Below are 13,419 nucleotides of genomic sequence, written 5' to 3'. Positions count from 1 at the left end.
ATTTCAAAAATGTATCTTTGTACCCTATTCGTTAATTTTTAATATGAAAATTATAATAGCCGGAGCTGGTGATGTTGGATTTCATCTGGCTAAACTCCTATCATACGAATCTCAAGACACTTATATTGTCGATTTAGATGGCGATAAGCTGAATTATATTAATAATCACTTGGACGTTATTACTAAAAAAGGAGATGCTACTTCAATAAAACTTTTAAAAGAAATAGGAATTGGAAATGCCGATTTACTTTTAGCTGTTACAGAAAATCAAAATACAAATTTTACGATTGCTGTAATTGGAAAGGCTTTAGGAGTGAACAAAACAATTGCTAGAATAAAAAACCCTGAATTTTTAAGTAGTGAAGCAATAGACTTTAAAGATTTTGGTGTTGATTTTATGATTTCTCCTGAAGAATTAGCTGCTGAAGAGATCAAATTATTATTACATCAATCTTCTTTTAATGATACTGTAGCCTTTGAAAATGGTTTATTTAACGTAATGGGAACTACTTTAGGTTATAAATCACCTATTGTAAATCTTTCTGTTAAAGAAGCTAAGGACAAATTTAACATGGTAGATTTTATTACCATCGCTATAAAAAGAGAAGGAATTGCTCAAACAATTATCCCTAGAGGAGATACTGAGTATAAAATGAACGATCAAGTTTATTTCTCTGTTCCAAATTATAGTATTGAAAAATTATATCCAATTATCGGAAAAGAACATTTAGATATAAAAAATGTAATGATACTTGGTGGAAGTAGTATCGGTAAAAAAACTGCCAGAAATCTTTGTAAAGATAATTTCAAAGTAAAACTTATTGAAAAAAATAGAGATAAAGCATTAACTCTTGCTGAAGATTTAAGAACTACTTTAGTTATTAATGGAGATGGTAGAGAATTAGAACTGCTTGAAGAAGAAAACATTAGAGACATGGACGCTTTTATCGCTGTAACTGGTGATTCTGAAACGAACATCATGTCTTGTTTAGTAGCTAAATCTAAAGGCGTAAAAAAAACAGTAGCTTTAGTAGAGAATATGGATTATATCAATATTTCTCAAACTATCGGTATCGACACACTTATTAACAAAAAACTTATTGCTGCAAGTAATATTTTTAGGCATATTCGCAAAGGTGAAATTTTAGCACTTGCAAACTTACACAATATTGATGCTGAAGTTTTTGAATTTGAAGTACAGCATGGTGCTAAAGTAACTGAAAAACCTATTAGAGAGCTTCGTTTTCCTAGAGAAGCTGTATTTGGAGGAATTATTAGAAACGGAAAAGCATTAATGTCATTTGGTGATATGCAAATTCTTGCAGGAGATTATGTAATCGTATTCTGTCTTCCTGAAGCTATTTCAACAGTAGAAGATTTATTCAACTAATGGAAAATTTAAATCTTAAATTAATCTTTCGTTTTTTAGGAATTACTGCAATTCTTAATGGTTTTTTTATGTGGCTTGCTATCCCTTTTAGTTTGTATTATAAAGAAACTGATGTTCTCTTAGGAATTTTAAACTCTGGTATAATTACTATCTCTATAGGACTGCTTTTATTTTTTTTTAACAAACCAACAAATAAAAACCTCTTAAAAAAAGAAGGATATCTTATAGTTACTTTAGGGTGGGTAATTTTAACATTAACAGGAATGTTACCCTATTTATTAACTGGAAGTATACCTTCTATTCCAAATGCACTTTTTGAAACTATTTCAGGATATTCCACTACTGGTTCTTCTATTTTAACAGATATTGAAAGTATGCCTAAAGGAATACTTTTTTGGCGAAGTGCCACACATTGGATTGGCGGAATGGGAATAATTGTACTTACAATTGCTATTTTACCATTATTAGGAATTGGAGGAATGCAGTTATTTTTAGCAGAAGCTCCAGGACCTTCTGCTGATAAATTACATCCTAGAATTACTGACACTGCTAAACGGCTTTGGTTAATTTATGTAGGGTTAACTATTGTTGAGTTTCTTTTATTAAAAGTTGCAGGAATGACTTGGTATGACGCAATAAATCATGCTATGGCCACTGTTAGTACTGGAGGATTCTCTACTAAAAATGCCAGCGTAGCGCATTGGAACGGTATGCCTTTAATACAATATATTATTATTTTTTTCATGTTTGTTGCTGGAACAAATTTTGTATTAACTTATTTTGCTTTAAAAGGTAAACTAAGAAAAGTAATACAAAGTGAAGAGTTTAAATATTATGGATTAGGAATTTTCTTAGTAACTATTTTAGTTACACTCTCTATTGTTTTCTTCCAAGATGATTCTTTAAAAACTACTATAGAACACCCTATGGTTTTAGGCAAAGTTGAAAGTTCTTTTCGTCATTCCTTATTTTCTGTGATTTCTGTAGTTACTACTACAGGTTTTGTATCTGCCGATTTTACTATGTGGAGTCACTTTGTAACTGGTATTTTCTTTGCTTTATTTTTCGTGGGGGGATCTGCTGGATCTACTTCTGGCGGAGTTAAAATTGTACGTCACATTATCATGCTTAAAAATAGCTTTTTAGAATTTAAAAAATCTCTACATCCTAACGCTATTATTCCTGTTCGTTATGACGGAAAAGCTGTAAAACAAACTATTGTATTTAATATTCTTTCATTCTTCATTTTATACATGCTAATTTTTATCGTTGGTGCTGTTGTTTTAGCTTTAATGGGATTAGACATTAAATCTGCTCTTGGTGCTTGTGCTTCATCCTTAGGTAATATTGGCCCAGCAATTGGTAGTGTTAGTCCAGTAGATAATTTTTCACACCTATCGGTTAGCGCAAAGTTATTTTGCTCCTTTCTAATGTTAATAGGTCGCTTAGAGCTTTTCACTGTATTAATTTTATTCACACCTTTTTTCTGGAAAAAGAATTAGAAAATAACTTCACCTTTCTTTTTTCAAAAACCTCATTAAAAACCCTTTAACATTAATTAGTGTTAAAAAAAACATATATTTACAATGGGAAACATATATATCTATTTTAATTACACTTATTACTAAAAACTACACGCTCAATACTTTTTAGAGAATTCTAAGCATCGTTTGATGGTACATTTGTTTTGGATTAAAATAAGAACATATATAAATTTTTACTAACTAAAACTAAAACTATTATGAATTCAACGAAAAAAATTATCGGGTTACTATTTATAGTATTTTCTCTTTCTGGATCAATTAAAGCAGAAGCTCAAGAAGCTTATTTAGGAGAAATTAGAATGTTCGCAGGAAACTTCGCTCCTAGAGGCTGGGCTTTTTGTGACGGTCAGCTATTAGCTATTTCTTCAAATAATGCTTTATTTTCATTATTGGGAACTATGTATGGTGGTGATGGTAGAACAACTTTCGCTTTACCTGATTTACGAGGAAGGGTACCTATGAGTGCTGGATTACACCCTGGGTCTTCTTATAACTACAGAGTAGGACAAAGAGGAGGTATTGAATCTCCTACATTATCAACATTACAAATGCCTCAACATAATCACACAGCAAGTGTAAGCGGTGGCGGTGGAAATATATTATTAAGTACAGATTCTGCTCAAAGAAGTACTCCTCAAGCTGGAGATGTTCCTGCTTCAGCTCAATTCGGAAGTGGATTAAGTGCAACTCAAGTAAAAGCTTATGGACCACCTACAAATACTGTAAACGGACAAACAGTTTCTGGTGGTAATGTAACAATAGGCTTCACAGGAGCTTCTCAACCTTACGAAAATAGACAACCATACACAATTGTACGTTATATTATATGCTTACAAGGTGTTTATCCTTCAAGAAGCTAACAACATTTTTTACAAAAAAACTCTAGTATTAAAATATTAGAGTTTTTTTTCACGAATATAAACCTCTTGTAATCAGCAAACATTTTCCTTATATTTAGATCACTAACTAAAACTTAAAAAATGAAAAAAAACTACCTAAAACAGCCAATGCAAATTTTGTTCTGTTTTACACTATTACTGGGTTTTCAAAATTTATTTTCGCAAGCTCCCTCACCAGGTACAATGGAATTTGGAGGGACTTTAACTGTTTTATCTAATTCTACAAATCCATCAGTAGATTCTTCTTTCGATCCTTTATTAAATAACTTTGATGTTTCAGGTGTATCTAGTAACTCTCGTTTCATCGCTTTCGCTAATACTGGAAATGGAGGTGGTACCAGTGCCATTGGAGATGCTGGAGATCACGTTTTAGTTTGGACTGGTGATTCTTTAGGGACGTTCACATCTGGGACAATGAGTTCTAATGACGGATCTGAATTTGGTATTACAGCAATGGAATTTGCTTATGAATTTTCATCTACTCCTTCTTTATTAGATTTTACTATTCAAGGAAAAAAAGATAATAGTATTGTTGGTACAATTCTTCTATCTTCTCCTGCACATAATACAGAAATCAATATTGATTTTACCAATCCTACTACTGGTTCTTTTGCTGATATAGATGAGATTGTAATTTTACCTGCATCACCAATTGTTGGTGGTTTTTCAGTTGATGAAATGGTAATTGTTGCTGCTGTTTCTAATACAGATCCTACAATTTCTATTGATAACTCAATTTTGAGCTACATAGAAGGAAATACAGCTACACAAATAGACGCTTTAGGTACAATTAATGATGCTGATGGTGATGCAGACTGGAATGGTGGTACCTTAACAGCTCAAATAACAGCTAATGCTGAAGCTACAGATGAAATTAGTATTTCTGATACTGATGGCGACGGAACTGCTATTACAGTTAGCGGTACAAATATCTTAGCCAACGGAACAGATATTGGTGATTTAAGCACTAGTGGAGGAATAGTAACAAACGGGACTATTCTTACTATTACTTTCGACAGTGATGCTACCAATACTAACGTTCAAGAAGTATTACAATCTTTACGATACAGAACGACTTCAACTAGCCCTGGAACATCTAATAGAACAATAACTATTACAGCTAACGACACTAATGCTGGTACAGCTAATGACACAAGAACAGTTAGTGTTAGCACAGTTCCTAACACTACAAGTGTAAACGTTCCTTTTAACGGAACATATATTGCAAGTCAAAACTTAGATTTTACAATAAATTTTGATGAAAATATAATAGTAAACACAACAGGAGGTACTCCACAATTAGCATTAACAATTGGCTCTACTCTTCGTCAAGCTAATTATGTTGGAGGATCTGGTTCTTCAAATTTAGCATTCAGATATACAGTTCAATCTGGTGATGTTGATTCTGATGGTATTACAGTTGGAAGTTTATCAGCCAATGGAGGTACTTTACAAAATGGAATTGGCACAAACGCTAACTTAACATTAAACAGTATCGGCAATACTACAAGTATATTGGTAAATGCTCCTATTCAATTAACCATAACAGGTCTTACAGGAGGTAATAAAGAATATGATAACTCTACTGCTGCTAGTGCATCTGGAACTGCTACTTTGGTCGGTGTAGAAATTGGTGATGATGTGTCTTTAGGTGGTAGTCCAACGTTTACTTTTGCTTCTGTAAATGTGGGAACTGGTATTACAATTAATACTACCGGATATACTATTTCTGGGACTGATAGTGGTAAATATACCTTAACACAACCTACTTTATCTGGAAACATAACAACTAAAGAATTAACTATTACCGGACTTACAGGAGGCAATAAAACATATGATGACTCTACTGCTGCAAGCGCATCTGGAACTGCTACTTTAGTTGGTGTAGAAATTGGTGACGATGTATCTTTAGGTGGTAGTCCAACATTTACTTTTGCATCTGCAAATGCGGGAGCAGCTATCACTATTAACACTACTGGATACACTATTTCTGGAACTGATAGTGGAAATTATACGTTAACACAACCAACATTATCTGGAAATATTAATCAAGCAGAACTAACTGTAGTAGGACTTACTGGTGACAATAAAGTATATGACAACTCTACTGCTGCAAGCGCATCTGGAACTGCAGTACTAGCGGGGATTTTAGGACCTGATGTTGTAAATATTGGAGGTAGTCCTGTATTCACTTTTGCAAGTTCAAATGTAGGAACAGGAATTACAATCAACACTACTGGATATAATATTTCTGGAACTGATAGTGGAAATTATACATTAACACAACCAACCTTGTCTGCTGACATTACTACCAAGGAATTAACTATAACTGGACTTACTGGTGATAATAAAGTTTTTGATGGAACTACCATTGCTTCAGCTACCGGAACAGCAACCTTAGTAGGTGTTGAAACTGGTGACGACGTTACTTTAGGAGGTAGTCCTGTATTCACTTTTGCAAGTTCAAATGTAGGAACTGGAATAACAATTAACACATCTGGATATTCTATTTCGGGAACAGACAGTGGAAATTATTCGTTAACTCAACCTACTTTATCTGCTGACATCACTACTGCTTCAATTACTTGGACAGGAGCTACAAATAACGACTGGAACACTGCTTCCAATTGGAATACTAATAGTATCCCAGTAACTAGCTCTGAAGTAACTATACCTAATAGCTTAACAAATTACCCAACTATAACATCAGCAGTAACTGTAAACTCTATTAATATTGCTTCCGGAGCATCATTAATTGCAAATGCTTCAGTAACCGGTAGCACTACATACACAAGAAACTTACCAACAACAAATTGGTATTTAGTTTCTTCACCTGTTTCAGGTGAAACACAACAAGATGTTATAGCAAATCATACATTTGCTTCCGGATCTGGAAGTAATATTGGTATTGGAGCTTATACGAATAATGGTGCAGCACCATGGACTTATGCAACAACATCAACTACTGGCCCATTAGTTTCTGGAGCTGGGGTTTCAATGAAATTAGCTACAGCTGGTAATGTATCTATTACAGGTACTATTAACTCTTCAAATGTTAGTTTCCCTATTGCTACAGGAACCAGAAATAATTTTAATTTAATTGGTAATCCTTTTACTGCTTTTGTTAACTCTAGTAATTTCACAGCCGATAACACTGGATTATTAAGTGAAGAAACAGTTTGGTTATGGGATGGGTCTCAATATGTAACTTATAATGTTATAAGTCCTATTGAACTTGCTCCATCTCAAGCTTTCTTCGTAGAAGCTAATGGCTCTGGAAATATAACATTTTCAACAACAAATCAAAGTCATCAAACTTCAGACACTTTTATGAGACAAATTTCTCATCCTTCTTTTGAATTATTTGTAGAAAATGCTACAGATAAAAAATCAACTAAAGTATTTTATGTTGACAACAAAACTAAAGGATTTGACAATGGTTACGACTCTAAAATGTTTAGCGGTGTAAACGTAAACTTTGGTGTATTTACTGAATTATTAGAAAACAACCAAGGAAAAAAATTAGCTATTCAAACATTACCAAACTCTAATTATGACACCATGATTGTACCTGTTGGTGTTATTGCAAATGCTAATGAACAAATCACATTCTCTGTTAATGGTAAAAACTTACCAACAGGAATCGAAATTTATTTAGAAGACAAACTAAATAACAGTATTGTAAACCTAACTGAAGGAGATCATACTTTAACTTTAAAATCTTCTTCTAATAGTACTGGTAGATTTTACATTCACACGACAGCTAAAAGATTAAGCAATGAAGAAATCTTAAACAACTTTAGTAACATTAACATATATAAATCTGCTTCACAAGAACTTACAATAAACGGTTTACAAGGTAAAGCTTCTATTAAAGTATTCTCTATCCTAGGTAAAGAAGTGAATAAAACTGTTATTAATTCTAACGGAAATAGCAAAATTAATTTACCAGAATTACCATCAGGTGTGTATATAGTTAAACTAACATCTGATTTAGGTAAACTTACAAAAAAAATAATTTTAGAATAGTTTAATCCTCTAAACGAAGTAATCATGATTAATAAAGATAATAAGAAAGAGATCACTCGAAAAGAGGCTCTTAAGAAAATAGGTCATTATGGAAAATATACTGCTTTAACTGCACTAGGAACTTATTTAATTTTAAACCCTAAAAAAGCACAAGCAGCTTCTCCTGAACCACCAGGAAGTGGATTTTAAAGAATAAAAAAACACCTAAAAACCTCAAGGCAACCTTGAGGTTTTTTCATTCTTCTCGTTACTAAATTGTTATTTTTTAATAAAAAAAACAATTCAAATAGCTTCAAGTTCTGATTTTTAGTAATTTGCACGCCCTAAAAATTATAAAAATGAGAAAAAATTACTTTTTTATTTATCTAATACTTTTTATTACACCACTGATATCTAATAGTCAGACTACGGTAAAGTTCCAAAGTTTCGAAAGTGGATCTGATGACTGGAACTACACAATAACCCCTGCTACTTACAATATTTCCGGTGATGTATGGGCTTTAGTATCTTCTTTAGGAGGATCAGTAAACGGACCACAAGATGGCAGCATATTTTGGGGAATGAGAGATTTAGATAATACTAATGGTGGAGGTAGTTTTAATCACACCATAGCATTTGATAATGTAGACATATCATCTTCTACTGGAGTTAACATCTCTTTTTATTACATTACAGACGGCTTTGATTCAACAGATAATATTAGTGTTGAAATTTTCCATGATGATGTTTCTCAAGGAGTAACAGATTTAAATAAAAATACTGACACTTGGACTGAGTTTACAGCCTCTGTACCTGATACTGTTAATAATGTTAGAGTAACAATTATTGCTAGTCAAAATGGAGGAACTGATTATGCAGGAGTAGATAATTTTAGAATCACTGAAGCCTCAACTAATCCTTCAGTCTCTTTCGATAACAGTACTAGTAATATTAACGAAACTAACAGCACTGTAAACACGTTAATCCCAGTTACGTTTAACAACTACTCTTCTGACGTTACTGTTGGAATTACGGTTGACCCTTCTAGTAGTGCTCAAGCTGGTGATTATACACTTAACACAAATTCTTTATCATTTACTGGAAACGGAACTCAAAATATTTCCTTAGACATAAATAATGATGCAGATTTTATCAACGAAACAGTAATATTAAACTTAACTGTTAGTAGTGGTTCTGCAGACATCATAACATCTCAACATACTGTAACTATAAATGATGATGACATACCTTTAGTGATAAACGAAATACACGCAGATCCTGATGCTACAAATGGTGATGCAAATGGTGATGGAACTGTAAATACTTCTCAAGATGAGTTTATTGAAATTTATAATATTTCCGGTAGTGACTTAGATATTTCTGGGTGGGTTGTCGCAGACGCAGTTAATGACAGACATACTTTCCCATCTAATACTATAATACCGGCTAATGAATCTATTGTTGTATTTGGAGGAGGAACACCAGTAACAGTACCAGGTTTAGTTCAAACTTCAAGCAGTAGCACACTAGGGTTAAACAACGGAGGAGATTCAATAATAATTAAAAATGATACTGGAATCACAATAATTTCCGAATCTTATGGCAGTGAAGGTGGAAATAATCAATCAATTGCCAGAAATGATGACCTTGTAGGAACATTCATTCAACACTCAAATATTGTTAGCAACCCTGTATTATTTTCTCCAGGTAGAGACAATACAGATAACACACCTTTTTCTTCTTCTATTAAGTGGACAGGAGTTACAAACAATGACTGGAATACCGCTACGAATTGGTTAGGAGGAGTTGTTCCTTCTGGTAGCTCTGATGTTATTATACCTGCTGGGTTAACTAATTATCCGACTGCATCTAGTTTTATTTTTGTAAACAGTATTACATTCGAATCTGGAACATCTTTATTATTCAATTCTTTTGTAAATGGACAAATAACTTACAACAGAAATGTAACTTCTAACTGGCACTTAGTTGCTTCACCTATTGATAATGAAACTATTAATAACTTAATTAGTAATAACGATTTTTCAACAGGTACTAGCACCAATATTGGTATAGGTTTATATGATAATAATAACGCAACCACACCATGGCAATATCAAAATAATTCCTCTACAGGGGCATTAACTAGCGGTACAGGAATTTCTGTAAAGTTAAACACCTCTCCAATGGTTTTCAAAGGAAATATGTATACAGGCTCTGATTTAATTCCAATTACTACTGGTAGCAGAACTGATTTTAATTTAATTGGAAATAGATACACTGCCTATTTAGATTCTAATGCTTTTTTAACCAACATAACCAACACACCTGCACTTGCAGAGCAAACTATTTGGTTATGGGATGGAACACAATATGTAACAAAAAACTTGGCAGAGTCTATAAAAATTGCTCCAACTCAAGCTTTTTTTATTAGAGCAGCTATTAACACTAATGTAGCTTTAAATCCAGCTATGCTTTCTCATAACTCAACTGATACTTTTTTACGTCAAACTCCAAAATCTTCTTTTGAGTTATTTGTGAATAATGGTGAAACTGAAGGTTCAACTAAAGTATTTTACATAGATGGAAAAACCAAAGGTTTTGATAACGGTTATGACTCTAGAATATTCGAAGGTGTAAATCAAAAATTTGCAGTATTTACAGAATTACTAAATAATAATGATGGAAGAAAGCTTGCTATTCAAACTTTACCAAACAACAATCATGAAACAATGATTATTCCTGTTGGTTTAACTGCTGAAGCTGGAGAAGAAATTATATTCTCAATCAAAGAAAACAATTTACTTTCTGGTATAAATATTTATTTAGAAGATAGAGTAAATAATACTTTTGTAAATCTTTCAGAAAATAACCACAAAGTAACTTTAAAAGAAGCGTCTAACGGTACAGGACAATATTATATTCATGCTACTTCTTCTAGGTTAAGTAATGAAGAAATTACAAATAATTTCAATAATGTTAGTATTTATAAATCTGCTTCGCAAGAACTTACTGTAACAGGATTACAAGGTAAAGCTTCGGTTAAAGTATTTTCTATCTTAGGGAAAGAAATTAACAATACTATTATTAATTCTAATGGAAAAAGTAAAATTAACTTACCAAAGTTATCTTCAGGAGTTTATATAGTTAGACTTTCTTCTGATTTAGGTAAACTAACTAAGAAAATAATATTAGAATAATTTAATCCTCTAAACGAAGTAATCATGACTAACAACAAAGAAAATAAGCAAGAGATCACTCGAAAAGAGGCTCTTAAAAAAATAGGAAATTATGGTAAGTACACTGCTTTAACAGCATTAGGAACTTATTTAATTTTAAATCCAAAAAAAGCACAAGCTGCTTCTCCTGAAGATCCAGGAACTGGATTTTAAAATAAAATTATTACAAATAAAAAACCTCAAGATAAATCTTGAGGTTTTTTTTGAACTTAGTATTAAATAATTGACTATGCATCTATATTAGCATATTTCGCATTTCTTTCTATAAAATCTCTACGTGGAGGAACTTCATCTCCCATTAACATAGAGAAAATTCTATCAGCTTCTGCCATATTTTCAATTGTAACTTGACGTAATGTTCTGAACTCAGGATTCATTGTTGTATCCCATAATTGTTCAGCATTCATCTCTCCAAGACCTTTATAACGTTGAATAGAAGCTCCTCCTCCCATCTTTTGGTTAATTAAATCTCGTTGATTATCATCCCAAGCATACTCTCTCTTCTGTCCTTTTTTCACTAAATATAAAGGTGGTGTAGCAATATAAATATATCCTTGCTCAACCATTTCTCTCATGTAGCGGAAGAAGAATGTTAAAATTAATGTAGCAATATGCGAACCATCTACATCGGCATCACACATAATTACTACTTTATGATATCTTAATTTTGATAAGTTTAATGCTCTTGGATCTTCTTCAGTTCCAATTGTAATTCCTAAAGCTGTAAACATGTTTTTGATCTCTTCATTCTCAAAAACTTTATGTTGCATTGCTTTTTCTACATTAAGAATCTTACCACGTAATGGTAAAATTGCTTGGAAATTACGGTCACGACCTTGTTTTGCTGTTCCACCTGCCGAATCTCCCTCTACTAAGAATATCTCACAAACTGCTGGGTCAGTTTCAGAACAATCAGATAATTTACCAGGTAAACCTCCAATACTCATAACTGTTTTACGCTGTACCATTTCTCTTGCTTTACGAGCCGCATGGCGAGCTTGAGCTGCAAGGATTACTTTTTGTACAATCGTTTTAGCATCGTTAGGATTTTCTTCTAAATAATCAGTTAACATTTCTGAAACTGCCTGAGATACTGCTGAAGTAACCTCTCTATTTCCTAACTTTGTTTTAGTTTGCCCTTCGAATTGAGGTTCTGCTACTTTTACAGATACAATTGCTGTTAAACCCTCACGGAAATCATCTCCTGAAATTTCAAACTTAACATTCTTCAACAATCCAGAAGTATCTGCATATTTTTTTAAGGTTCCTGTTAAACCTCTTCTAAATCCAGATAAATGCGTTCCTCCTTCATGTGTATTAATATTATTTACATAGGAATGTAGATTTTCTGCATATGAATCGTTATAAATCATTGCTACTTCAACAGGAATTCCATTCTTTTCTCCTTCCATTGAAATTACATGCTGAATAACAGGTGTACGTGTACTATCTAAATACTTTACAAACTCAGATAAACCTTCATTACTATGAAAAGTTTCAACAATATCATTTCCTTCATCATCTTTATTACGCTTATCTGTTAAGGTAATTGTAATTCCTTTATTTAAATACGCTAACTCACGCATACGTGTTGCTAGAGTATCGTAGTTATATTCTGTAGTCTGCTGAAAAATACTTTTATCTGGTGAAAAGGTTACTTCTGTACCAGTTATATCAGTTTCTCCAACTGTTTTAACAGGATATAATGTTTTTCCTCGTTCATATTCTTGTTGCCAAATCTTACCTTCCCTATGAACTGTAGCTTTTAAATGATCAGAAAGTGCATTCACACAAGATACACCAACCCCATGTAAACCTCCAGAAACTTTATAAGAATCTTTATCAAACTTTCCTCCTGCTCCAATTTTAGTCATTACTACTTCTAAAGCAGAAACACCTTCTTTCTTATGTAAACCTACAGGAATACCTCTACCATTATCTCTAACAGTAATAGAATTATCTTCATTTATGTCAACAGAAATCACATCACAATGCCCAGCCAAAGCCTCATCAATAGAGTTATCTACTACTTCATATACTAAGTGATGTAAACCACGAACACCTACATCTCCGATATACATAGAAGGACGCATACGAACATGCTCCATTCCTTCTAGAGCCTGGATACTATCGGCAGAATAATTGTGCTTTTTTTCTTCGCTCATATTTTGAGTTTATTATATTTCTTAATTTTACATTTAGGAACATTAAAAACTTAATTAACTGCTAAAATTCAATTAATTATTAATTTTTATTGATTAGAAAAGTTCCCCTACACCATCGTACTAATTTCAAACGATAGCCTACAAATTTACATTTTTTAAAACTCAAAATCAATTTTT

General features: G+C 32.6%; 8 protein-coding genes. 7 read left to right on the top strand and 1 reads right to left on the bottom strand.

All coding sequences use genetic code 11. From position 1 onward, the window contains the following. Positions 1 to 43 precede the first annotated feature (43 nt). The 7 genes from trkA (at position 44) to ACSIGC_RS14125 (ending at position 11,230) form a co-directional block, all read left to right on the top strand. Positions 44 to 1,390: a Trk system potassium transporter TrkA gene (trkA, locus tag ACSIGC_RS14155; protein ID WP_442265457.1), complete on the top strand. Its 1,347-nt coding sequence runs from the start codon at positions 44 to 46 to the stop codon at positions 1,388 to 1,390. Beyond that, positions 1,390 to 2,892 carry a TrkH family potassium uptake protein gene (locus tag ACSIGC_RS14150; protein WP_442265456.1) on the top strand — a complete coding sequence of 501 codons (1,503 nt, stop codon included), beginning with the start codon at positions 1,390 to 1,392 and terminating at the stop codon, positions 2,890 to 2,892. The genes trkA and ACSIGC_RS14150 overlap by 1 nt, the downstream gene beginning before the upstream one ends. Before the next feature lie 239 nt (positions 2,893 to 3,131). After that, positions 3,132 to 3,794: a phage tail protein gene (locus ACSIGC_RS14145; RefSeq protein WP_442265455.1), complete on the top strand. Its 663-nt coding sequence runs from the start codon at positions 3,132 to 3,134 to the stop codon at positions 3,792 to 3,794. 120 nt (positions 3,795 to 3,914) lie between these two features. Next, positions 3,915 to 7,862, top strand: a complete 3,948-nt coding sequence (locus ACSIGC_RS14140) for a YDG domain-containing protein (protein WP_442265454.1) — start codon at positions 3,915 to 3,917, stop codon at positions 7,860 to 7,862. A 24-nt stretch (positions 7,863 to 7,886) separates the two neighbouring features. Next, entirely contained in the window at positions 7,887 to 8,051 is a 165-nt protein-coding gene (locus ACSIGC_RS14135; protein ID WP_442265453.1) for a hypothetical protein, read from the top strand. 149 nt (positions 8,052 to 8,200) lie between these two features. Then, positions 8,201 to 11,038, top strand: coding sequence for a lamin tail domain-containing protein (locus ACSIGC_RS14130; protein WP_442265452.1), 2,838 nt, complete (start codon positions 8,201 to 8,203; stop codon positions 11,036 to 11,038). 24 nt (positions 11,039 to 11,062) lie between these two features. Continuing rightward, the gene (locus ACSIGC_RS14125; RefSeq protein ID WP_299673837.1) at positions 11,063 to 11,230 is read left to right on the top strand and encodes a hypothetical protein; all 168 of its coding nucleotides are present in this window, start codon (positions 11,063 to 11,065) and stop codon (positions 11,228 to 11,230) included. Between the two features lie 74 nt (positions 11,231 to 11,304). Here the strand turns inward: ACSIGC_RS14125 and gyrB are convergent, their stop codons facing one another. Then, on the bottom strand, positions 11,305 to 13,242 hold the full coding sequence (gene gyrB, locus ACSIGC_RS14120) for a DNA topoisomerase (ATP-hydrolyzing) subunit B (protein ID WP_442265451.1): 1,938 nt from the start codon (positions 13,240 to 13,242) through the stop codon (positions 11,305 to 11,307). Positions 13,243 to 13,419 lie beyond the last annotated feature (177 nt).

This window comes from Tenacibaculum aquaeponti (genome assembly GCF_052084715.1).
Lineage (GTDB): Bacteria > Bacteroidota > Bacteroidia > Flavobacteriales > Flavobacteriaceae > Polaribacter.
This window is presented reverse-complemented; position numbering and strand designations above follow the sequence as displayed.